General features: G+C 68.7%; 24 protein-coding genes. 12 read left to right on the forward strand and 12 right to left on the reverse strand.

Features of this window, described 5'->3' with window-relative positions; all coding sequences use genetic code 11:
• Window positions 1–112: 112 nt before the first annotated feature.
• Window positions 113–1327, reverse strand: a complete 1215-nt coding sequence (locus ACFSCU_RS01160; protein ID WP_180550379.1) for a YbfB/YjiJ family MFS transporter — start codon at window positions 1325–1327, stop codon at window positions 113–115.
• Window positions 1328–1410: 83 nt separating this feature from the next.
• Here ACFSCU_RS01160 and ACFSCU_RS01165 point away from each other — a divergent pair, with 83 nt between their 5' ends.
• On the forward strand, window positions 1411–2538 hold the full coding sequence (locus tag ACFSCU_RS01165) for an alkene reductase (protein WP_377559587.1): 1128 nt from the start codon (window positions 1411–1413) through the stop codon (window positions 2536–2538).
• A 260-nt stretch (window positions 2539–2798) separates the two neighbouring features.
• Here the strand turns inward: ACFSCU_RS01165 and fghA are convergent, their stop codons facing one another.
• From fghA to ACFSCU_RS01215, 10 genes are all read right to left on the reverse strand, one after another.
• Window positions 2799–3638 (reverse strand): S-formylglutathione hydrolase, encoded by an 840-nt coding sequence (gene fghA / locus ACFSCU_RS01170; protein ID WP_180550378.1) that lies wholly within the window; start codon window positions 3636–3638, stop codon window positions 2799–2801.
• Window positions 3639–3663: 25 nt separating this feature from the next.
• Window positions 3664–3969 carry a type II toxin-antitoxin system RelE/ParE family toxin gene (locus tag ACFSCU_RS01175; protein ID WP_377559588.1) on the reverse strand — a complete coding sequence of 102 codons (306 nt, stop codon included), beginning with the start codon at window positions 3967–3969 and terminating at the stop codon, window positions 3664–3666.
• Window positions 3969–4223 (reverse strand): type II toxin-antitoxin system ParD family antitoxin, encoded by a 255-nt coding sequence (locus tag ACFSCU_RS01180; RefSeq protein WP_180550377.1) that lies wholly within the window; start codon window positions 4221–4223, stop codon window positions 3969–3971. The genes ACFSCU_RS01175 and ACFSCU_RS01180 overlap by 1 nt, the downstream gene beginning before the upstream one ends.
• Before the next feature lie 68 nt (window positions 4224–4291).
• Window positions 4292–5404, reverse strand: a complete 1113-nt coding sequence (locus ACFSCU_RS01185; RefSeq protein WP_180550376.1) for an S-(hydroxymethyl)glutathione dehydrogenase/class III alcohol dehydrogenase — start codon at window positions 5402–5404, stop codon at window positions 4292–4294.
• 24 nt (window positions 5405–5428) lie between these two features.
• Complete coding sequence (locus ACFSCU_RS01190) at window positions 5429–5728, reverse strand: metal-sensing transcriptional repressor (protein WP_180550375.1); 300 nt, start codon at window positions 5726–5728, stop codon at window positions 5429–5431.
• Window positions 5729–5833: 105 nt separating this feature from the next.
• Complete coding sequence (locus ACFSCU_RS01195) at window positions 5834–6418, reverse strand: hemerythrin domain-containing protein (RefSeq protein WP_333706760.1); 585 nt, start codon at window positions 6416–6418, stop codon at window positions 5834–5836.
• Window positions 6415–6564: a hypothetical protein gene (locus ACFSCU_RS01200; RefSeq protein ID WP_180550374.1), complete on the reverse strand. Its 150-nt coding sequence runs from the start codon at window positions 6562–6564 to the stop codon at window positions 6415–6417. Before ACFSCU_RS01200 ends, ACFSCU_RS01195 begins: the two co-directional genes overlap by 4 nt.
• Before the next feature lie 12 nt (window positions 6565–6576).
• Entirely contained in the window at window positions 6577–7467 is an 891-nt protein-coding gene (locus ACFSCU_RS01205; protein WP_377559589.1) for an OmpA family protein, read from the reverse strand.
• 214 nt (window positions 7468–7681) lie between these two features.
• Window positions 7682–10195 (reverse strand): heavy metal translocating P-type ATPase, encoded by a 2514-nt coding sequence (locus tag ACFSCU_RS01210; RefSeq protein ID WP_377559592.1) that lies wholly within the window; start codon window positions 10193–10195, stop codon window positions 7682–7684.
• 71 nt (window positions 10196–10266) lie between these two features.
• Window positions 10267–10803 (reverse strand): GNAT family N-acetyltransferase, encoded by a 537-nt coding sequence (locus ACFSCU_RS01215; RefSeq protein WP_377559594.1) that lies wholly within the window; start codon window positions 10801–10803, stop codon window positions 10267–10269.
• A gap of 314 nt (window positions 10804–11117) precedes the next feature.
• Here ACFSCU_RS01215 and ACFSCU_RS01220 point away from each other — a divergent pair, with 314 nt between their 5' ends.
• The 11 genes from ACFSCU_RS01220 to creC all read left to right on the forward strand — a co-directional run bounded on the left by ACFSCU_RS01220 (window position 11118) and on the right by creC (window position 19553).
• Window positions 11118–11315: a heavy-metal-associated domain-containing protein gene (locus ACFSCU_RS01220; RefSeq protein ID WP_180550372.1), complete on the forward strand. Its 198-nt coding sequence runs from the start codon at window positions 11118–11120 to the stop codon at window positions 11313–11315.
• Window positions 11312–11722: a Cu(I)-responsive transcriptional regulator gene (gene cueR, locus ACFSCU_RS01225; protein WP_180550371.1), complete on the forward strand. Its 411-nt coding sequence runs from the start codon at window positions 11312–11314 to the stop codon at window positions 11720–11722. Before ACFSCU_RS01220 ends, cueR begins: the two co-directional genes overlap by 4 nt.
• A gap of 167 nt (window positions 11723–11889) precedes the next feature.
• The gene (locus tag ACFSCU_RS01230) at window positions 11890–12441 is read left to right on the forward strand and encodes a Spy/CpxP family protein refolding chaperone (RefSeq protein WP_377559597.1); all 552 of its coding nucleotides are present in this window, start codon (window positions 11890–11892) and stop codon (window positions 12439–12441) included.
• A gap of 215 nt (window positions 12442–12656) precedes the next feature.
• Window positions 12657–13013 carry a peptidoglycan-binding domain-containing protein gene (locus ACFSCU_RS01235; protein WP_180550368.1) on the forward strand — a complete coding sequence of 119 codons (357 nt, stop codon included), beginning with the start codon at window positions 12657–12659 and terminating at the stop codon, window positions 13011–13013.
• 250 nt (window positions 13014–13263) lie between these two features.
• Window positions 13264–14130 (forward strand): DUF2189 domain-containing protein, encoded by an 867-nt coding sequence (locus ACFSCU_RS01240; RefSeq protein ID WP_377559599.1) that lies wholly within the window; start codon window positions 13264–13266, stop codon window positions 14128–14130.
• 66 nt (window positions 14131–14196) lie between these two features.
• Window positions 14197–14406 carry a DUF2788 domain-containing protein gene (locus ACFSCU_RS01245; protein WP_180550367.1) on the forward strand — a complete coding sequence of 70 codons (210 nt, stop codon included), beginning with the start codon at window positions 14197–14199 and terminating at the stop codon, window positions 14404–14406.
• A gap of 389 nt (window positions 14407–14795) precedes the next feature.
• Window positions 14796–15554, forward strand: coding sequence for a septum site-determining protein MinC (minC, locus tag ACFSCU_RS01250; protein ID WP_377559601.1), 759 nt, complete (start codon window positions 14796–14798; stop codon window positions 15552–15554).
• Between the two features lie 183 nt (window positions 15555–15737).
• Complete coding sequence (minD, locus tag ACFSCU_RS01255; RefSeq protein WP_377559603.1) at window positions 15738–16553, forward strand: septum site-determining protein MinD; 816 nt, start codon at window positions 15738–15740, stop codon at window positions 16551–16553.
• Window positions 16554–16555: 2 nt separating this feature from the next.
• A complete protein-coding gene (gene minE, locus ACFSCU_RS01260; protein ID WP_333706749.1) occupies window positions 16556–16825 on the forward strand; it encodes a cell division topological specificity factor MinE in 270 nt (89 codons plus the stop codon).
• 209 nt (window positions 16826–17034) lie between these two features.
• On the forward strand, window positions 17035–17799 hold the full coding sequence (gene creB, locus ACFSCU_RS01265; protein WP_377559606.1) for a two-component system response regulator CreB: 765 nt from the start codon (window positions 17035–17037) through the stop codon (window positions 17797–17799).
• Window positions 17800–18038: 239 nt separating this feature from the next.
• Window positions 18039–19553, forward strand: coding sequence for a two-component system sensor histidine kinase CreC (gene creC / locus ACFSCU_RS01270; protein ID WP_377559608.1), 1515 nt, complete (start codon window positions 18039–18041; stop codon window positions 19551–19553).
• Between the two features lie 273 nt (window positions 19554–19826).
• On the opposite strand, the gene ACFSCU_RS01275 is transcribed toward creC, so the two are convergent.
• Window positions 19827–20072 (reverse strand): hypothetical protein, encoded by a 246-nt coding sequence (locus ACFSCU_RS01275; RefSeq protein ID WP_180550366.1) that lies wholly within the window; start codon window positions 20070–20072, stop codon window positions 19827–19829.
• Window positions 20073–20426: the final 354 nt, after the last annotated feature.

Genomic DNA, 20426 nt, shown 5'->3' on the forward strand with positions numbered 1-20426 from the left:
CGCCGGCGTGCGCCTGCAGTTGCCGAAATCAACCACTTGTGTGCACTTGTCCCCAGCCGGCGCCACAGCGGCGCGACAAACATCACACACCCATGCAGTGTGCGGGCGGGGTTCAGGCCAGCGGCTTCTGGCGCCAGGCCAGCCATGCGCCCAACCACAGCGCCGCGGCCGAATACACCAGCCCGCGCGCCAGCCCGCCCGGGCCGTCGGCCACCCAGCCAACCACCGTGGGCCCCACGATCTGCCCGAAGGCGAACAGGATGGTGAAGGCGCTGATGCCGGCCGCCCACTGCGCCTGCGGCAGGTTGTGGCGCACGAAAGCGGTGGTCGACGCCACCACCGACAGGAACACCGCCCCGAACAGCAGCCCCGACGCCAGCACCACCGGCCACGCGCCGGTGAGCGCCGGCAGGATGGTGGCCACGCCCAGCAGCGCGTTCAGCAGCGCCAGCGCGCCGCCGCCCTGGGCGCGCTGCAGCAGGCCGGCCCAGATGCGCGCCGACGCCACCACCGCCAGCCCCAGCAGCGTGTAGAACAGCGTGATGGCCCCGGCGCCCACGCCCTGCTCGCGCAGCAGGGCGATCACGAAGGTCATGTAGCCGATGTAGCCCACACCGAACAGCGTGTAGCCCGCCAGCGCCGGCAGCATGCGGCGCCAGGGCAGCGGATCAGGCATAAAATCGGGCTTTTGCGCAGTACTGGCCTGCGTTGACAGCTCTTCTTTATGTAGCAATCTGGCCGGCCACACCAGCACCGCCGTGGCCACCAGGCAGGCCAGCGCCAGCCCCCACCAGGCCCAGGTCCAGCCGTGCGGCACGCCTTGCGCCGCCTGCAGCAGCGCCGGCACGCCCAGCGCCGACACCGCGATGCCCCAGCCCGTGCCGCCGTAGTACAACCCCAGCAGCAGCCCGGCGTGCGCCGGCAGGCGCGCGCCCAGCCGCGCCGCCAGCAGCCCGCCGGCCACGAACACGAAGGCGCTGGCCACGCCCGCCAGCAGGCGCTGCAGCAGCAGCGGGTTGGCCGCGGTGAAGAAGCCCGACGCCGCCATGAACAGGCTGGCCAGCAGCGCCCCGCCCAGCAGCACCGCCGCCGCGCCAAAGCGCCGCATCAGCCACGGCGTGGCCAGCGCGCCCAGCAGGTAGCCGGCGGCGTTGGCGGTGTTCATGCCGCCGGCCAGCGTGTAGCTCCAGGCCAGGTCGTCGCGCATCACCGGCAGCAGCAGCCCATAGGCGAAGCGCGTGATGCCCAGCGACACCGCCGCGCCCAGCGACAGCGCCAGGGCAATAAGCACCAGCCGGCGCAGGCGGGGTGTTTCGGGCGTGGACATGCGCACATTGTGTGCGACACCGGGCGCCTGCGGCACGCCCCGCGCTTGGCGCAAAATCACGGGCGTCAACGCAAGGATCGACCATGCCCAGCCCACTGTTTTCACCCACCCGCGCCGGCGCCATTGACCTGGCCACGCGCATCGTCATGGCCCCGCTCACGCGCAACCGCGCGCCCGGCGCCACCCCCACGCCGCTGATGGCCGAGTACTACGCCCAGCGCGCCAACCCCGACACCGGCGCCGGCCTCATCATCAGCGAGGCCACCGCCATCAGCCCCCAGGGCCAGGGCTATGCCGACGTGCCCGGCCTGTACGGCACCGAGCAGCTCGACGGCTGGAAGAAGGTGACCCAGGCCGTGCACGCGCAGGGCGGCAAGATCGTCTGCCAGCTGTGGCACGTGGGCCGCGTGTCGCACCACATCCTGCAGCCCGGCAACGCCGATCCGGTGGCGCCCTCGGCCATCCGCGCCGAGGCCAAGACCTACGTCTTCAACGAACAGGGCCAGGGCCACTTCACGCCGGTCAGCGCGCCGCGCGCCCTGCACCGGCACGAGATCCCGCAGATCGTGCACGACTGCGCCGCCGCCGCGCGCAACGCCGTCAAGTCGGCCGGCTTCGACGGCGTCGAGATCCACGGCGCCAACGGCTACCTGCTGGACCAGTTCCTGAAGACCGGCGCCAACCAGCGCACCGACGACTACGGCGGCAAGATCGAGAACCGTGCCCGCCTGATGCTGGAAGTGACCCGCGCCGTGATCGATGCCGTGGGCCACGACCGCGTGGGCATCCGACTATCGCCCGTCACGCCCGCCAACGGCATCGACGACGCCGAGCCGCAGCCGCTGTTCGATTACCTCATCCGCCAGCTCGCGCCGCTCGGCCTGGCCTACATCCACGTCATCGAAGGCGCCACCGGCGGCCCGCGCGAGGTGCCCGGGCGCCCGTTCGACTATGCCGCCATGAAGGCCGCCTACCGCCAGGCCGGCGGCCGCGGCGCGTGGATGGTGAACAACGGCTACGACCCGGTGCTGGCCGAAGACGCTGTCGCCTCCGGCCGCGCCGATCTGGTGGCCTTCGGCAAGGCCTTCATCAGCATGCCCGACCTGGCCGCCCGCATCCGCCACGGCGGGCCTTACCAGGGGCTGGACAAGGCCACCATGTACGGCGGTGGCGCCCAGGGCTACACCGACTACCCGACGCTGGGCGGCTGAGGCCGCGTCCTTCAGGGCCGCCTACAACCAAAGTGGGGTGGCCCTGGCCCAATGGCTGATGGTGCACAGCACGTGACTGCGCTCCAATGGGCCTCGTTGCTCTGGGGGAGGCACCATGACCACACAACAAGCGCTCGCCATCGTTTTCGCCAGTCTGCTCATCGTGGGCGTGCTGTACGCCGGCCTGGCGCCACCCCACGGCCCACCCGCGGCATCCCCCGCCGCGCCGACGACCGCGCCCGCCGTGGAACCCCTCGGTATCAGCGCTCCGGGCGCAGTGCCCGCGCGTGGTGCGCCAGGTGATCGGCCATGAAGCTGGCGATGAAGTAGTAGCTGTGGTCGTAGCCGGGCTGCATGCGCAGCGTCAGCGGGTGGCCGGCCTTGTCGCACGCGGCCTGCAGCAGCTCGGGCCTGAGGTGCTCGGCCAGAAACTCGTCGGCATCGCCCTGATCGACCAGCAGCGGCAGGCGCTCGGTGGCACCGGCAATCAGCGCCACGGTGTCGTGCTGCTTCCACGCCGCCGGGTCGTCGCCCCGATACGCCTTCAGCGCCTTCTGCCCCCACGGCACCTGCGACGGCGCCACGATGGGGCTGAACGCGCTCACGCTTTTGTACTTGCCGGGATGGCGCAGCGCCAGCGTCAGCGCGCCGTGGCCGCCCATGCTGTGGCCGAAGATGCCGCGCGCGGCGCTGGCCGGAAAGTGCTGCTCGATCAGCGCCGGCAGCTCCTGCACCACGTAATCCTCCATGCGGAAGTGCGGTGCCCACGGCGCCTGCGTGGCGTTCAGGTAGAAGCCCGCGCCCTGACCCAGGTCGTAGGCGTCGTCGTTGGCCACGCCTTCGCCCCGCGGGCTGGTGTCGGGCGCGACGAGGATTAGGTTGTGCTCGGCCGCGAACTGCTGCGCGCCGGCCTTGGTGATGAAGTTCTGCTCGGTGCAGGTCAGGCCCGAGAGCCAGTACAGCACCGGGCACTGCTCGCCCTTCAAGGCGGCAGGCGGCAGGTAGACACCGACCTTCATGTCGGTGCCCGTGCTGGTGCTGGCGTGCTGCCAGACTTCCTGGCGGCCGCCGAAGCTGGCGTGGTGTTCGGTGCGTTGCATGGTGGACTCCTGTAGAGGGATCGGTTCAGGGCGGGGTCTCATCCGCTGCGAACTGCGCTGGCAAATCGCGCGCGCCATGCAGAATGCGCACGACGACGATCTCGCTGGCCGATGCGATAAAAAAAACCATGTAGCGGCCGTGCGCACAAGAGCGGATGCCTTCGCCCAATTCGGGACGCAGCCGGTAGCCGGTCGGGTTGCGCTTGATGCGTTCGCATTGTTGGCGCAACTCCCGCACGAAGCTGGCGGCCCGGCGTGGGTTGTCGGTGGCGATGTAGTCGGCGATCGACACCAGATCCTGCTCCGCCAGCGGCGTGAAGCCGAGGCGCATCAGCGCGCCCGGTCGGCGAATCTGGTCTCGGCGCGCGCGAAAACCTCCTCCGCAGGCCGCGGAGCGCCACTGGCCAAACCGGCGGCGATCTCGGCCCGCAGCGCGTCCAATTCCAGTTGCCGGCGCTGCTCGCTTTCTTCGAGCAGGCGCAAGCCGGCACGCACGACTTCGCTGACGTTGTTGAATCTGCCGCTCTGCACTTGCTCGCGGGCGAAAACCTCGAAATGACTGCCAAGCGCAACGCTGGTGGGCATGGGATTTCTCCTATCTGTTGTTAATAGATATTAAATCCGAGGCAGGAGCAGATCAAGCACGGGGGCATTCAAGCGTAGTGCACCACGCTCCGGATCGACTTGCCCTCGTGCATCAGGTCGAACGCGGTGTTGATCTCCGTCAGCGGCATGGTGTGCGTGACGAAGGGCGCCAGCTGAATCCGCCCCGCCATCGCATCGTCCACCATGCCCGGCAACTCGCTGCGCCCCTTCACGCCGCCAAACGCCGTGCCCATCCACTTGCGGCCGGTGACGAGCTGGAACGGCCGGGTCGAAATCTCCTGCCCCGCGCCGGCCACGCCGATGATCACGCTCTGGCCCCAGCCGCGGTGCGCGCATTCGAGCGCGGCGCGCATCACCTGCACGTTCCCGATGCACTCGAAGCTGTGGTCGACGCCCCAGGTGGTCATCTCCACGATCACCTGCTGGATCGGCTTTTCGTGGTCTTTCGGGTTCACGCAGTCGGTGGCGCCGAAGGTGCGTGCCAGGTCGAACTTGCCCGGGTTGGTGTCGATGGCGATGATGCGGCCCGCACTGGCCAGCTTGGCACCCTGGATCACCGCCAGGCCGATGCCGCCCAGGCCGAACACGGCCACGCTGTCGCCCGGCTGCACCTTGGCGGTGTTCTTCACCGCGCCCAGGCCCGTGGTCACGCCACAGCCCAGCAGGCAGACCTGTTCGGGGTTGGCATCGGGGTTCACCTTGGCCAGCGACACCTCGGCCACCACGGTGTATTCGCTGAAGGTGGAACAGCCCATGTAGTGGTAGATGGGCTGGCCGTTGTATGAAAAGCGCGTGGTGCCGTCGGGCATCACGCCCTTGCCCTGCGTGGCGCGCACCGAGACGCACAGGTTGGTCTTGCCGCTCTTGCAGAACAGGCATTCGCCGCATTCGGCGGTGTAGAGCGGGATCACGTGGTCGCCTGGCTTCACGCTGGTCACGCCCTCGCCACACTCCACCACGATGCCCGCGCCCTCGTGGCCCAGCACAGCGGGGAAGATGCCCTCGGGGTCGTCACCGCTCAGCGTGAAGGCGTCGGTGTGGCAGACGCCGGTGTGGGTGATCTTGATGAGGACTTCGCCCTTCTTCGGCGGGGCGACGTCGATCTCGACGATCTCAAGCGGTTGGCCAGCGGCAAAGGCAACGGCGGCGCGGGATTTCATGGGCGTGTCTCCTGGTGAACGGGTTTACTTGAGGTACGAGCGCACGAGCGACGAAATCTCGTCGATGGCCTCGTGCGTGCGCGCATGGGCGGGGTCTTGCAATGCTTCGATGCTGCAGTCGGCGTGGCCGAAGGATTCGCGCAGGTGGCCCTCCAGCACGTCGGCCATCAGACCGTTGACGGCGCCGCGCATGGCGGCCAACTGCTGCAGCACGGGGCCGCAGTCGGCGCCGTCGGCAATGCTGCGCTCCAGCGCCTCGGCCTGGCCGCGGATGCGGCGCAGGCGCGTGATGGCGCGCTTCTTGTCGTCGGGTGAATGGGGCATGGCAGGTACTCACGGCCAGTCTACGGGATACTGGGGTGCAGTACAAACGCCGGGCGGCAAAAAGGCCGCGCGGTGGCGGCCTTTTCAGGTTCAGGGCAGGGGCCGTCAGCCGCCGCCCAGTCCGATGGGCGCGGGCGCGTTCATCACGATGCGGGTGAACAGCGCCTCGTAGGCCGGGTCGGGCTTGTACTTGCCGGTCAGTGGGTCGCAGTTCTTCTCGAACTCGGCGTCCAGCAGTGCCCAGTCAGCCTCGGTCAGGTGCTTCTCGGCGGCGGGCAGCACTTCCTGCTCTTCCAGCTGCATGTGCGCCAGGTACAGATTGACGTAGCGGGTGAACCCGTCCACGAAGGCCTGGCGGCGCGATTCGCCCATGTATTCCCACGCCATCAGCAGGTGCTGGATATCGCGCACGGCCTTCTCGGTGTACTCGTGGTCGCGGTCGAGCCGGGCAATGGCCACGCCCACCTCGGGCGCGGCGGCAGCCACGCGGGGGAACAGCAGTTCCGTCTCCTTCGGGTGGTGCAGGCGCTCGGGAAACTCGTCGATGTAGAACAGCATGGCACGCAGCACGTCGAAGAAGTTCTTCGGGTCGTCGCCGGGCCCGCGGTCCACCAGCATCCGCATGGACTGCAGCATGGCGGCAAGCGACGAATGCTCGTCGCGGATGATCTCCAGACTCCGGTGTTTCAAATCAGTCTCCTCTCCGCTTGGCGGGCGTGAAATGCGAGCATGCCACAACTGCCCGCGCAGGCGCGAACGCTGGCCATCCAACCCGGTTCGAAGTTGATGCGCATCAAGCAATCACGGTCGGTTTCCGCGCCGACCGCATCAGCCATGGACGCCTCCCGTCAGGCCTTGACCAGCTCCACCCGCCGGTTGCGCGCACGGCCCTCGTCGGAGCTGTTGTCGGCCACCGGCTGGGTGTCGCCGAAGCCCTGCGCCGTCAGCCGAGCGGCTTCGATGCCTTGGCCGTTGAGGGCCGACACCACGGCCCGGGCGCGGCCTTCGGAGAGCGCCTGGTTGTGCGCGGCGTCGCCCCGGTTGTCGGTGTGACCGTTCACCGACAGGCGCAGCGCCGGGTCGTCCTTCAGCAACTGCAGCACCTGATCGATCTGCGGCTGCGAACTGGGCAGGATGGAGGTCTTGTCGGTATCGAAGTTGACGGCGATGGTGACCTTGCCGGCGCTGTCGAGCTGCTTTTTCAGCTCGCCGGCGGGCAGCAACTGGGCGCTGGGCTGGAAGGCCTTTTCCTGCCCAAGGGTCATCCACCCCTGTTCGTTGTTCTGCCCGAAGTGCACCCAGATGTTGCCGTCGTCGCGGCGCACCACATAGGTAGTGACGGGACGGTTCCACACATCACCCAGTCCGTCGATGAAGCCCTGGGTGATCTCGTCACCCCAGCTGTTGGCGGTTTCGGCCGGGAGCTTGCCCTCGCTCACCTTCACGCCGCCAAGTTGCTGCACCATGCTCTCCACGTTCTTGGCTACTTCCGGCGGTGAATACTGCGCCCCTGGCTGGGCGCTGAAGCGCCATTCATGAAACCGCCCTTCCACCCAGTGCGCCGCGCCGTTGACCCAGAACGGAAAACGGGCAAACGCCTTGGTGCGGTTGGCGCGCCCCTCGGCGATATAGCCGTCGGGAAGCCCCAGGTATGGCCATTCGCCCAGCGTGACCTGGCTCAGCGGCAGCTTGGCGATATCGAAGGCGGCCTGCGGCGCGCTGGCGGCGGGCACGGGCACGGGCACGGGCACAGGCGCCGGCGCGGGGGCCGAGCCCGGCTGGGGATGGGCCGGAGCCGGCACAGATTCAGTAGCGGATGGCTTGCACCCCGTGACAAGCAGTACAGCCAGCAGGGTCGTAGCCAACAAGGCGGAATGGAAGCGCATGGCGGACGTTCTTCGGCAGTCGGACACGCCGCGCAGTCTAACGGTCCACCGCGACTTATTTCACACTTTAGTCCCCACGGCCGGTGGTGGCACTGGCCGCCGGACGCCAGCGCCTCAGCATCAGGGCGTTCGTCGTGACGCTGACCGAAGACAGTGCCATGGCCGCGCCGGCCAGCACCGGGCTCAGGTAGCCCAGCGCGGCCAGCGGAATGCCGGCCACGTTGTAGATGAAGGCCCAGAACAGGTTCTGGCGGATCTTGGCCACCGTGCGCTGCGAGATGTCCAGCGCCGCCGGCACCAGGCCGACGTCGCCGCGCATCAGCGTGATGCCGGCCGCGTGCATGGCCACGTCGGTGCCGCTGCCCATGGCCATGCCCACGTCGGCTGCCGCCAGCGCGGGCGCGTCGTTGACGCCGTCGCCGACCATGGCGACGACGTGGGGCTTGCGCCCTCTCCCGCGGGCGGGAGAGGCTGGGGGCGAGGGCCGCGGCGCCTGATCGGCAACCGTGCCGTGCGAAGGCTCCCCACCCTCACCCCAGCCCTCTCCCCCACCGGGAAGAGGGAGCGTACCGGGGTGAAGATTCGGCTGTTCACCCCTTCCCCCGCTGGGGGAAGGTGGGGATGGGGGCTGCGCCATTTGATCCACCGCAGCGTCATCGCCAGCGTGGCCAGCCCCCACCCCAGCCCTCCCCCAGCGGGGGAGGGTGCCGCGCTTCAACGCCTGCACGGCATCCGCCTTGTCGCCCGGCAGCACCTCGGCCAGCACCTCACCGTCCTCGGGCTTCAGGCCCAGCCGGCGCGCCATGGCCTCGGCGGCGGCGCGGTTGTCGCCGCTGATCATCACGGCGCGGATGCCGCGCGCGTGCAGCGTGTCGATGGCCGCGCGCGCACCGGCTTTCGGCTCGTCACCGAAGGCCAGCAGCGCCACGGCACGTGGTGCTGCGCCCTCGCCCGTGCGCACGGCAACTATTGAAATAGTAGCGTCCTGCGCTTGCTGCGCCTGCGCTGTAGCCTCAAAAGGCTTCAAATCCACGGCCAGCTCCCGCATCCAGCGCTGGCTGCCGATCAGCACGCCGTGGCCGGCCACCGTGCCTTCGGTGCCGCGGCCCGGCACGGCGCGCACGTCCTGCGGCGCATCGAAGGCCACGCCGCCATCGCGCGCCGCCGCCAGCACGGCGCGCGCCAGCGGGTGTTCGCTGCCCGACTGCAGGCTGGCCGCCGTCTGCAGCGCCGCCGCCTCGTCCACACCCGGCGCCGGCAGCAGCGCCAGCAGGCGCGGCTGGCCCTGCGTCAGCGTGCCGGTCTTGTCGAAGGCCACCGTGTCCACGCGGTGCGCCACCTCCAGCGCCTCGGCGTCCTTGATCAGGATGCCGAACTTCGCCGCCACCCCCGTGCCCGCCATGATGGCCGTGGGCGTGGCCAGCCCCAGCGCGCACGGGCAGGCGATGACCAGCACGGCCACGGCGCGGATGATGGCCGTCTCCAGCCCCGTGCCGCCCCACAGCCACCAGCCCAGAAAGGTGCCCAGCGCGATCACGATCACCACCGGCACGAACACCGCCGCCACCTTGTCCACCAGCCGCTGCACCGGCGCCTTCACCGCCTGCGCGTCCTGCACCAGGCGGATGATGTGCGCCAGCACGCTCTCGCTGCCGGCCGCCGTCACCTGCAGCAGCACGCGGCCGTCGCCGTTGATCGAGCCGCCGGTCAGCGCGTCGCCCACGGCCTTGCTCACGGGCAAGGGCTCGCCCGTCAGCATCGATTCATCCACCTGCGTGGCACCTTCCGTCACCGTGCCATCGGCCGGCACGCGCTCGCCGGGGCGCACGGCCAGCCGGTCGCCCGTGCGCAGCTCATCCACCGGGATGTCCTTCTCGCTGCCGTCCCAGTCGATCAGGTGCGCCACCTCGGGCCGCAGCGCATGCAGCGCGCGGATGGCGGCGGTGGTCTGGCGCTTGGCGCGCTCTTCCAGCCACTTGCCCAGCCGCACCAGGGTGACGACGACCGCGGCACTCTCGAAGTACAGGTGCGGCACGTGCCCATCGGCGTGCGGCTTGCCCAGCCACAGCCACACCGACAGCAGCCACGCCGCCGTGGTGCCGATCGACACCAGCAGTTCCATGTTGCCGCTCTTCGCCTTGATCGCGCCCCAGGCCGACTTGTAGAAACGCGCCCCCAGCCAGAACTGCACCGGCGTGGCCAGCACGAACTGCACCCACGGCGGCGGCATCCAGTGCCAGCCGAAGGGCATGCCCAGCATCGGCAGCACCAGCGGCGCGCACAGCAGCAGGCCCACGCCCACCGGCCAGAAGCCGGCCCACGGCCCGGCATCGGCGGCGTCGATGGCGGCATCGGCCGCGCGCGGCTCGTAGCCGGCGTCGCGCACGGCGCGGCGCAGCACGGCGGCCATGTCATCGCCGCCGGCATAGGTCACGCGGGCCGATTCGGTGGCCAGGTTCACGGCCGCGTCCTGCACGCCGGGCACCTTCTTCAAGGCGCGCTCGACGCGCGACACGCAGCTGGCGCAGGTCATGCCGCCCACGCCGAGGTCCAGCGTGGCGGTGGTGGCGATATCGTTCATGCGCCCAGTGTGAGGCTTCACCCCATGTCAAGGTCAAGCGGGCGGTCTTTTGCCCCCGGCGGGCGCCGCCTTCAGGCCGCGGTGCAGGCGTACATCACGCTGTCGATCAGCGCGCCGTCCTTGGTCACGCTGTGGCGCAGCACGCCCTCGCGCACGAAGCCGGCCTTCTCCAGCACGCGCATCGACGCCGGGTTCCACGCGAACACGCCCGCCTGCAGCCGCGCGAAGCGGCCCGAGCGCAGCAGATGCGCCTTGAACGCCAGCACCGCCGCGCTCGCCAGCCCGCGGCCCCACAACGCCTCGCCCAGCCAGTAGCCGAAATCGGCCGTCGCCACCGCGATGCCGCTGCCCGCGATGGCGCCGATGCCGCCGATCACCTCGTCATCCAGCGCAATCGCCAGGTGCAGGCTGCGTGCATCGGCTTGCGCCGTCACGATCCAGCTGTCGGCATCGGCGCGCGTGTACGGGTGCGGAAACATGCCCGTCAGGTTGCGCCACACCGCGCGGTGGTTGGCATGGCGCACCAGCGCGTCCTGGTCACCCTCGCGCCAGGGGCGCAGCGTGCAATGCGGGATGCTGGTGGAGATCGGGGCGACGGTCGGGGTCATGGCGAAGCTGTTTGGAACAGGGAAGGGCGGGCATTCATGTTGGCATCTTCGGTGGGCATCTGACCCGGCTTTGGGGTTGAAGCATGAACATACTCCCAATCCATATAACCACCAGCGCTTATCCATCCAGCGCTGGCAATCGATACTCCCATTAGCTACTTGATCTAGGACTTGGATACCAGCCCCGTCCCTTCCACCCGAACAACCCGCGCGCGGCCACCGCCTACGCTACCGCAAGCCCCTTGACCTTCCCACGGTGGCAAGCCTCAGGCTATGCTTTTGTCACCCATCCATTCTTCAAGGAGACCCGAACCATGTCCCAGCAATTCACCGTCACCGGCATGACCTGCGGCCACTGCGAGGCGGCCGTCACCCGCGCCATCAAGCAGATCGACGGCGGGGCCGAGGTCAAGATCGACCGTGCCAACAATCTGGTCGAGGTGCAGTCGACCCAGCCGCGCGAGACCATCGCCGCCGCCATCAGGGAAGAAGGCTACAGCGTCGACGAATGAGCACCGCCACCAGCCCGGTCGCCATCGGCGAGGCGGCCCGTGCCTCGGGCGTGTCGGCCAAGATGGTGCGCCACTACGAGGCGCTCGGCCTGCTGGGCGCCGTGGCCCGCACCGACGCCGGCTACCGCCAGTACACGCCGGCTGACGTGCACACCCTGCGCTTCATCAAGCGGGCGCGCGATCTGGGCTTCTCGATGGCCGAGATCGCCGAACTGGTGAGCCTGTGGCACGACCGCCAGCGCGCCAGCGCCGACGTCAAACGCATCGCCACGCGCCATGCGGATGAGCTGCAAAAACGCATCCAGGCCATGCAGGACATGCGCAAGACGCTACAAAATCTATTGCATCACTGCCACGGCGACGACCGACCGGAGTGCCCGATCCTCGACAACCTGGCAGGCCACTGAGGCGCCGCCAGCGGCAGAAATTTCACCCATCTTTACAAACCGACATGCGCCGCTGATGGGCGCGATACACGCGGCGCGCAAACTTCCTTTCAAGCCGGCGCCAGGCCTTTCAGCCCACCGCCAGCCACGCATTGATCCCGAGTCCCGATCCTGAAAGGAAGCACACCATGGCTCAGACCCCGAAACGCCTCTTCATCGCCGCCGTGCTGGCCGCCACCGGCGCCTTCGCCGTCGCTCAAACCCCCGCCCCCGCAACGCCCGCCGCGGGTGAAACCACCGCCGTGCAGCAGCGCGGCCGCATGGACCCGGCCGAGTTCCAGAAGCGCATGGAGCAGCGCCAGCAACGCATGGCAGAGCGCCGCGCCCAGCGCATGGCCGATCTGAAGGCGCAGCTGAAGATCACCCCGGCGCAGGAAGCCGCCTGGACCGCCTACACCGGCGCCATGCAGCCACCGGCCAATATGCGCGGCCCTGGTCAGCGCATGGACCGCGCCGAGTTCGCCCAACTCAGCACGCCGCAGCGCATCGACCGCATGCAGCAACGGGCCGACGAGCGCCACGCGCAAATGAAGCAGCGCGGCGATGCCGTCAAGACCTTCTACGCCCAGCTCACACCCGAGCAGCAGAAGATCTACGACGACCGCGCCATGCGCGGTGACAAGGGCGGCAAGCGTGGCGGGCCTGGCCATGGCCCGCGCGGTGGCATGGGCTGGCGTTGACCCGCTGACCCTTGAATAAGCGGCACCCAAAACGCGGTGCCGCCTCGGCCGGCAGGTGCCTCAAGGTGCCCGCCGGCCATTTTTTTTCCTGCCACCAGGTCGGCCTGGGCACCGGTTTCTCTCCGCTGAAACCCGGGGGTGTTACCGTATGCGTACGGGCTACGGGCTGGCACCGCCAGTCTGCCCGTCATACCAACGCACGGAAGGAACACCACATGACTGCATCGCTGACCCGCCTGATCGCCCTGGGCGCGCCGCTGGCCCTGCTGGCCGCCTGCGCCTCCGAGCCGACCACCACCGCCACACCCCAACCCGCACCAGCGCCGGTGACGGCGCCGGCCGAGCCTGCCCCCGCACCCGCGGTCACCGCGCCGGCCGCCGAGCAGGGCCCGGTGCGCCTGACGGTGCGCCAGGCCCAGCAGCGCCTGCTGGACAAGGGCTACGACCCCGGTACGGTCGATGGCATCTCCGGCCCGCGCACGGCCAACGCGCTGCGCCAGTTCCAGCGCGACGAGGGACTGATGGCCACCGGCCGCCTGGACAGCGAGACCATGAACGCGCTGGGCCGCTGAGCCATCAACCTTCATCCAACCAACCGCCTTCGGGCGGTTTTTACATGCCCAATCGGACTCAAACGCTTATCAGACAAGCGCTAGAAGCTCCTGATAGTGTAGTGATCTCAGCGTCTGTCCGTGTCCTGAAGCCACCCACCGCACAAGACCTCACAAGGCACCCAAGCGACGCACACAGCTATACTTTTGATAGAAATCGACCGCATCGGCACTCTGGCGCCGGCGCCGGAACGGCCTTAAGCTGCGCACCGTGCCCTACACCGCTCCTCCCCCTCCTCCGCTGCCGCCCCGTCCGCCGCGCGGCACCCTGAAACTGCCGGCCGTGCGCCAGGTCGAGCTGACGGCGCCGCTTGGCTGGCTCGGCCAGGGCTGGCGCGACCTGTGGCGCTGCGGCACCTGCAGCCTGGTGCACGGCGTGGCCATGGCAGTGTTCGGTCTGCTGCTGCTGTGGCTGGCGGGTGATCGTTTCTGGCTATTGGCCGGCGCGTTTTCGGGCTTTCTGGTGGTGGCGCCGGTGCTGGCCACCAGCCTGTACGCGCTGAGCCGCGCGCTGGAGCGCGGCGAGCCCGCCGGCTGGCGCACCATCCGGAAGACCTGGACGCGCTGGCAATACTCGCGCTACGCCGTGCACGGCGGCTACTGGAGCCTGGTGCGCTTCGGCCTGCTGCTGTCGCTGGCGGGCACCGGCTGGGTGCTGACCTCGGCCGCGCTCATCACCCTGATGGCGCCGCAGCCGGTGCACACGCCGATGGACTTCGTGCGCCACGTGGTGCTGGCGCCCGGCGGCCACCTGTTCGAGCTGTGGCTGACCATGGGCGCGCTGATGGCGGCGCCGCTGTTCGCCTCCAGCGTGGTCAGCATGCCGCTGCTGCTGGACCGCCGGGTCGATGTGCTGCAGGCCGTTTTGACCAGCTGGCAGACGGTGATGACCAACCCCGGTGCCCTGGCATTGTGGGCCGCGCTCATCATGGGGCTGACGCTGCTGGGCATGGCCACCGGGCTGCTGGGTCTGATTGTCATCCTGCCCTGGCTCGGCCATGCCAGCTGGCACGCCTACCGGGCGCTGGTGGACGCCGCCAGCCTGCCCGAGCGCCTGCCACCGGAAGGGATGAAATGAGCGTCGTCCCGCCCTCTCTTGTTTTGTCTGCGCCGCCCGTGCAACGCGGCGCTGTCGGGTACTGACATGTTCGGCTTCAACGAAGAGCAGATCGCCTGGTTCGGCCTCACCATCGGGGTCGGCGCCTTCATGCTCTACATGATCTTCATCGTCGCGCAGCTGGCCTGGGAGGCCAAGGCCGGCAAGTTCGGCACCTTCGTGCTGTTCCTGGCGCTGGCTTTCGGCATGGTGGGCTTCATCGCCAAGGGCATCATCCAGTGGATCATCGACAAATAAGGCCGGGGGCGGCCTGAGTCGCCCCTGCGGACAAGCCTGTGGACAGTGCTGGCACAACCGGCGCCTTATCCACAGAACCCGCGGCGGCCGCCAAGTTGTCCCTGCCCGACCCCTCCATCCCGCCCGTCTTGCCCACAGACCGCGACCGCCGGCAAACCCTTGCCGCTGCAGGCTTTGGCGGCTTTGTCCACAAAAGTGCAGGGCACCTACTACGACTACTACGCTTATATAAAAGACCTAAGAGACAAGACAGCGGAGCGCTGAACACACCCGGGCACCCTGTTACACCGCCGTACGTTTGCCGGCGTTTGCAGTGCAGTGCGGCTGGTAAGATCGCTCGGCTTTGACGTCCGCGCCGCGGACCGCCTTCACCGACGCTTTCTGCGACCATGTCCGTTGCCCTTGCCGGCCGCAGCCCTTCCACCTTCGACATCAAGAGCGCCAACCTGCCGCTGCTGGCGCTGCGCCTGAAATCAAGCGAACTGGACGTGCTGGCCGACGAACTGCAGGCGCAGTACGGCGACATGCCCGACTTCTTCGAGGACGACGGCGTGGTGCTCGACCTGGCCCTGCTGCCGGCCGAGCAGGCCGAGGCCAGCATCGACTTCCAGCGCGTGGGCGAGTTGCTGCACGAACGCCGCCTGCGCCTGCTGGCGGTGCGCGGCGGCAGCGCGCAGCAGCAGGCCGATGCGCAGGCGCTGGGCCTGCTGCTGGCGCCCGAGGCACGGGGACCCACCCCGCCCGCTGCAGACGCCACGCTGCCCACCGCCGACAGCGCCGCCACCGCGCCGGAGCCACCGCCGCCCGGCGCGCTGGTGATCGACCGGCCGCTGCGCTCGGGCCAGCAGGTGTATGCGCGCGGGCGCGACCTGGTGCTGCTGGCCATGGTCAACCCGGGTGCCGAGGTGATTGCCGACGGCCACATCCACGTCTACGCGCCGCTGCGCGGCCGCGCCATTGCCGGCGCACGCGGGTGGGCCGAGGCGCGCATCTTCGCGCGCGACATGCGGCCTGACCTGGTGTCCATCGCCGGCGTCTACCGCACCGGCGACGACCCCCTGCCCGACACCGTGTGGGGCCGCGCTGCCAGTGTGCGACTGGCCTCCAGCGAGGCCGGCGACAAACTCATTTTCGAACCGATCGAATGAAGCACGCCCCTGAGTCGCTCACGCGCCTTCCCCCCTCTGCTGCGCGAGGGGGGACAACGCCAGTGCCCGGCGCAGGTCCGGGCACGGCGTTGCCTGGCTCGGCCTGCTCCGCGGCCATCGGAATTTTTGACCTAGCCCATCCACGTTCTTCGTGCGCTGTTGCGCGCGATGGGAGCAATTGACATGACCAAAATCGTTGTGGTGACCTCCGGCAAGGGGGGCGTCGGCAAGACGACCACCAGCGCCGCCTTCTCCACCGGCCTGGCCCTGAAGGGCCACAAGACCGCCGTCATCGACTTCGACGTCGGCCTGCGCAACCTCGACCTCATCATGGGCTGCGAGCGCCGCGTGGTGTACGACTTCGTCAACGTCATCCAGGGCGAGGCCAACCTGACGCAGGCCCTCATCAAGGACAAGCAGTGCGAGAACCTGTACGTGCTGGCCGCCAGCCAGACGCGCGACAAGGACGCGCTGACGCAGGAAGGCGTGAAGAAGGTGCTGGACGACCTGGCGGCGATGGACTTCGATTACATCGTTTGCGACTCGCCCGCCGGCATCGAGACCGGCGCCCTGCTGGCCATGCGCTACGCCGACGAGGCGCTGATCGTCACCAACCCCGAGGTGAGCAGCGTGCGCGACTCCGACCGCATCCTGGGCATGCTGGGCAGCAAGACGCAGCGCGCCATCGACGGCAAGGAGCCGGTGAAGGAGCACCTGCTCATCACCCGCTACAACCCCAACCGCGTGGCCGACGGCCAGATGCTGAGCCTGGAGGACATCCAGGACATCCTGCGCATCAAGCTGATCGGCGTGATCCCCGAGAGCGATGCGGTGCTGCAGGCTTCCAACCAGGGCCTGCCGGCGGTGCACCTGAAGGGCACCGACGTGGCCGGCGCCTACACCGACGTCATCGAGCGCTTCCTGGGCGCCGACATTCCGCTGCGCTACATCGAGGCCGAGAAGCCGGGCTTCTTCAAGCGCCTGTTCGGGGGCAAGTGAACATGTCCTTCCTCTCATTCTTCCTGGGCGAGAAGAAGAAGACCGCCAGCGTCGCCAAGGAGCGCCTGCAGATCATCCTGGCGCACGAGCGCGGCGGCCGCGCCGCCTTCGAGCCCGACTACCTGCCCGACCTGCAGCGCGACCTGATCGCCGTCATCAGCAAGTACGTCAAGATCGATCCGAAGGACATCAAGGTCAACCTGGAGCGGCAGGACGACCTGGAAGTCCTCGAAGTCAAGATCGAATTGCCAGAAAAATCGGCGACCCCCTGAGGCGCTGACGCGCCTTCCCCCTGGAAGGGGGACAACGCTGGTGGCCGGGGGGACCCCGGCCACGGCGTTCCCGCATGGCCTGCTCCGCGGCCGTTGGGTGGGCTGGCCGCGCAGCCCAGCGTCCGGACAGCTCCCTCTCCCTCTGGGAGAGGGCAGGGGTGAGGGCCGGCAGCGTCTCGCGCACCGCGGACATCCCGATAATCCCCCACGTGACCAAGCCCCGCATCCTGGTTGTCGAAGACGAACCCGGCATCGCCGACACCATCCACTACGCGCTGGCCAGCGACGGCTTCGAGCCGCGCGTGTGCGGCACGGCGCGCGAGGCGCTGGAGCACTTCACGGCGGCCCTGCCCGCACTGGCCATCCTCGACGTCGGCCTGCCCGACATGAACGGCTTCGAGCTGTTCCGCCGCCTGCAGGATCTGCCGGGCGGCAGGCAGGTGCCGATGCTGTTCCTCACCGCCCGCTCGGCCGAGATCGACCGCGTGGTGGGGCTCGAACTGGGCGCCGACGACTACGTGGCCAAGCCCTTCTCGCCGCGCGAGCTGGTGGCGCGCGTGCGCACCATCCTGCGGCGCAGCGGGCGGGCTGCCGCCACTGATTCAGATAAAAAAACGCCTCCAGCGCCCACTGCACAAGCGCAGGAAGCTATTGATTCAGGAGTAAAAAAGTCTGTTCGGCATGGGCCGCTGCTGCTCGATGAAGAGCGCCGCCTGATCCGCTACCACGGCCAGCCGCTGGAACTCTCGCGCTACGAATACGGCCTGCTGGCCGCGCTGATGCAGCGCCCCGGCCGCGTGTACACGCGCGACGAACTGCTGGAGCGCGTGTGGGACGATCCCGGCGAGAGCTTCGACCGCACGGTGGATGCGCACATCAAGACCCTGCGCGCCAAGCTGCGCGCCGTGCGCGACGACGAAGACCCGATCCGGACATTGCGAGGCGTTGGTTATGCGCTGCGAGAAGAACACTGAAGGTCGGCGCGCCAGGCCCTGCGCCGGCCAGATCGTCTGGGTGGTGATGTTCGCCGTTGTGGTGGCGCTGGCGGTGGGTGCCATGCTCTCCATTTGAAGGGGAGTATGCATCGACAGCGCCCTATTGTCGGGCGCTGGGGGATATCTATAAGGGGAGTATATGTTGCGTGGAGCTGCGTGCTGCCGGGCGCACCCAGCCTGCCCGTGCGGCGCGCCGGGCCCTGACTATCATCGCGCCCATGTCGCGCCGCACCCGCATCCTGCTCGCGCTGATCGCGGTGTACGCGATCGGCATGGCGGCGCTGCTGTACCAGTTGCTGGCCGACCTGGACCCGCGCTACCGCGAGTCGGCCGAAGAAGGGCTGATCGAGACCGCGCAGCTCATGGCCACGGTGATCGAGCAGGAGGTGGAGCACGGCGCCCTGCCCACCGACCGCATCGGCGCGCTGTTCCGCGACCTGTACGCGCGGCGCTTCTCGGCGCAGATCTTCCAACTGCACAAGACGCGCGTGGAGCTGCGCGCCTATGTCACCAACCGCCACGGCGTGGTGGTCTACGACTCGACTGGGCGCGACCTGGGCAAGGACTACGCCGGCTGGCGCGACGTGCGCAACACGCTGCGCGGCGAGTACGGCGCGCGCACCACGCGCGACGTGGCGCAGGACGCCGACAGCGCCGTGATGTACGTCGGCGCGCCGATCCGCTGGCAGGGCGAGATCGTCGGCGCCGTCAGCCTGGGCAAGCCGGTGCAGAGCTTCGGCCAGTTCGTCTCGGCCGCGCGCAGCAACATCCTCTACTTGGGGCTGATGTCCGGCCTGTCGGCCCTGGTGCTGGCGCTGGTGCTCTCCTTTCTGCTGATTCGCCCGCTGGGCATCACCACCGACCTGCTGGCCGCGCTGCGCACCGCGTTGTGGCACGACGCGCAGGGCCGCCGCCGCTTCAGCCCGCGCCGCGCGGGGCGCGCGCTGCGGGCGCAGGCGCGCGCCGCCTACCAGGAAGTGCGCGATGCCGTGGCCGGGCGCAACTACGTGCAGGACTACGTGCAGCAGCTCACGCACGAGCTGAAGAGCCCGTTGTCGGCCGTGCGCGGAGCGGCCGAGCTGTTGCAGGAACCCAGCCTGCCCCCAGCGCAGGCCGCGCGCTTCGCCGCCAACATCGAGCGCGAGTCGCTGCGCATGCAAGAGGTGGTGGACCGCATGATGGAGTTGACCGCGCTGGAAAGCCGCCGCCTGCTGCAGGACCAGCAGCGCGTGGCGCTGGCGCCGATGCTGCACGAGCTGGCCGCCGCCGCCCGCGCCAGAGCGCCGGCGCTGCGCATCGACGTCGTGGCGCCCGATGACGTGGCGGTGGAGGGCGACCCTTTCCTGCTGCGCCGCGCCATCGGCAACCTGCTTGACAACGCGGTCGACTTCACCAGCGCGGGTGATGGCAACGTGCCCGACATCGTGCTCACGCTGGCGCGCGAAGGGCGTTGGGCGCACATTGCCGTGCGCGACCACGGCCCCGGCCTGCCCGCCTACGCCGAAGACAAGGTGTTCGACAAGTTCTTCTCGCTGGCGCGCCCCGGCTCGCAAAAACGCAGCACCGGCCTGGGCCTGTCCTTCGTGCAGGAGATCGCCGTGCTGCACCAGGGCAGCGTGTCGCTGCGCAACGCCGTGGCGCGGCGCGAACCCACGCTGGTGCCCGAGCGCGCCACGCAGGGCGCGCTGGCCACGCTGCGCCTGCCGGCGGTTAAACCTAGAAACGGCAGTTGACCGCTCGCTATCCTTGGGCAACCCGCATGAATGCTGACTTTCACGGCTTCGGTCGCGTTCACCTGTTGGGTGAGCGCGCTATGCACCCGATCGCACCGCGCTGGTCGCGCCATGCGGCGTTGCTCGTCCTCCCAGGCACGGGCCTGCCGCGTCCTCACGCCTTGCCTGACGCGCCCATCACGGCACGCTCGGGCGCATCCAACTGCCGTTTCTAGGTTCAATGAAAAACGGCCCCAAAGGGCCGTTCGTCGAAGCGGATTCGGCAGGTGCCGATCAGGCGGCCTTCCAGCTGCCGCCATCCTGCTTGAACACGATCTTCTCGGGCAGGGCCGACAGCGTGCCCTTGTAGACCTCGGCACCGTTGGCCGTCACCGCGAAGTTCTCTTCGTCCACCAGGAAGAAGGCCTGGCCCGTGGGGGCGGTTTGCAGTTCTGAACAGCCGGTGGCCTTCACGGTCACACCGCCCACGCCCTGACCGGAACCATCGACGAACTCGACGCGCACTTTCTTGGCACCCATTGATTTTCTCCTTGCCCTGGTTCGGGCTCTCAGACGTTGGTTGAAAAAACGAGCCTCCAATGTGCCATCGCCCCACGATGTGTGTGCAGGCGTGACAAAGGCTTGCGCGACAAATTGCACGCTTGCCGTGCACCGTGCCGCGCCGGCGTGAGATACCTGCCACGACATATTTCACAGTCGCATGAACCAAACATGTACATGATTAACATGTGATTCGAATAGGGCTCTAACGCTGGAAAATACGGCGCGGTCAGCTCCTGATTTTGTAGCTTTCAGCAGCGCCTGAAGTCGTTCGCCACGCGGCACTTCACGGCGATTTCACGCGCACTTCACAGAGCGCGTGCGTTCTTCTCG

It is taken from the genome of Ottowia beijingensis (assembly GCF_042680925.1).
Lineage (GTDB): Bacteria > Pseudomonadota > Gammaproteobacteria > Burkholderiales > Burkholderiaceae_C > Ottowia > Ottowia beijingensis.

What these genes read in the sequence shown, in the direction of transcription:
- ACFSCU_RS01160 (WP_180550379.1), bottom strand. Translation starts at nt 1,327, where the DNA reads ATGTCCACGCCCGAAACACCCCGCCTGCGCCGGCTGGTGCTTATTGCC.
- ACFSCU_RS01165 (WP_377559587.1), top strand. Translation starts at nt 1,411, where the DNA reads ATGCCCAGCCCACTGTTTTCACCCACCCGCGCCGGCGCCATTGACCTG.
- fghA (WP_180550378.1), bottom strand. Translation starts at nt 3,638, where the DNA reads ATGCAACGCACCGAACACCACGCCAGCTTCGGCGGCCGCCAGGAAGTC.
- ACFSCU_RS01175 (WP_377559588.1), bottom strand. Translation starts at nt 3,969, where the DNA reads ATGCGCCTCGGCTTCACGCCGCTGGCGGAGCAGGATCTGGTGTCGATC.
- ACFSCU_RS01180 (WP_180550377.1), bottom strand. Translation starts at nt 4,223, where the DNA reads ATGCCCACCAGCGTTGCGCTTGGCAGTCATTTCGAGGTTTTCGCCCGC.
- ACFSCU_RS01185 (WP_180550376.1), bottom strand. Translation starts at nt 5,404, where the DNA reads ATGAAATCCCGCGCCGCCGTTGCCTTTGCCGCTGGCCAACCGCTTGAG.
- ACFSCU_RS01190 (WP_180550375.1), bottom strand. Translation starts at nt 5,728, where the DNA reads ATGCCCCATTCACCCGACGACAAGAAGCGCGCCATCACGCGCCTGCGC.
- ACFSCU_RS01200 (WP_180550374.1), bottom strand. Translation starts at nt 6,564, where the DNA reads ATGGCTGATGCGGTCGGCGCGGAAACCGACCGTGATTGCTTGATGCGC.
- ACFSCU_RS01210 (WP_377559592.1), bottom strand. Translation starts at nt 10,195, where the DNA reads ATGAACGATATCGCCACCACCGCCACGCTGGACCTCGGCGTGGGCGGC.
- ACFSCU_RS01215 (WP_377559594.1), bottom strand. Translation starts at nt 10,803, where the DNA reads ATGACCCCGACCGTCGCCCCGATCTCCACCAGCATCCCGCATTGCACG.
- ACFSCU_RS01220 (WP_180550372.1), top strand. Translation starts at nt 11,118, where the DNA reads ATGTCCCAGCAATTCACCGTCACCGGCATGACCTGCGGCCACTGCGAG.
- cueR (WP_180550371.1), top strand. Translation starts at nt 11,312, where the DNA reads ATGAGCACCGCCACCAGCCCGGTCGCCATCGGCGAGGCGGCCCGTGCC.
- ACFSCU_RS01230 (WP_377559597.1), top strand. Translation starts at nt 11,890, where the DNA reads ATGGCTCAGACCCCGAAACGCCTCTTCATCGCCGCCGTGCTGGCCGCC.
- ACFSCU_RS01235 (WP_180550368.1), top strand. Translation starts at nt 12,657, where the DNA reads ATGACTGCATCGCTGACCCGCCTGATCGCCCTGGGCGCGCCGCTGGCC.
- ACFSCU_RS01245 (WP_180550367.1), top strand. Translation starts at nt 14,197, where the DNA reads ATGTTCGGCTTCAACGAAGAGCAGATCGCCTGGTTCGGCCTCACCATC.
- minC (WP_377559601.1), top strand. Translation starts at nt 14,796, where the DNA reads ATGTCCGTTGCCCTTGCCGGCCGCAGCCCTTCCACCTTCGACATCAAG.
- minD (WP_377559603.1), top strand. Translation starts at nt 15,738, where the DNA reads ATGACCAAAATCGTTGTGGTGACCTCCGGCAAGGGGGGCGTCGGCAAG.
- minE (WP_333706749.1), top strand. Translation starts at nt 16,556, where the DNA reads ATGTCCTTCCTCTCATTCTTCCTGGGCGAGAAGAAGAAGACCGCCAGC.
- creC (WP_377559608.1), top strand. Translation starts at nt 18,039, where the DNA reads ATGTCGCGCCGCACCCGCATCCTGCTCGCGCTGATCGCGGTGTACGCG.
- ACFSCU_RS01275 (WP_180550366.1), bottom strand. Translation starts at nt 20,072, where the DNA reads ATGGGTGCCAAGAAAGTGCGCGTCGAGTTCGTCGATGGTTCCGGTCAG.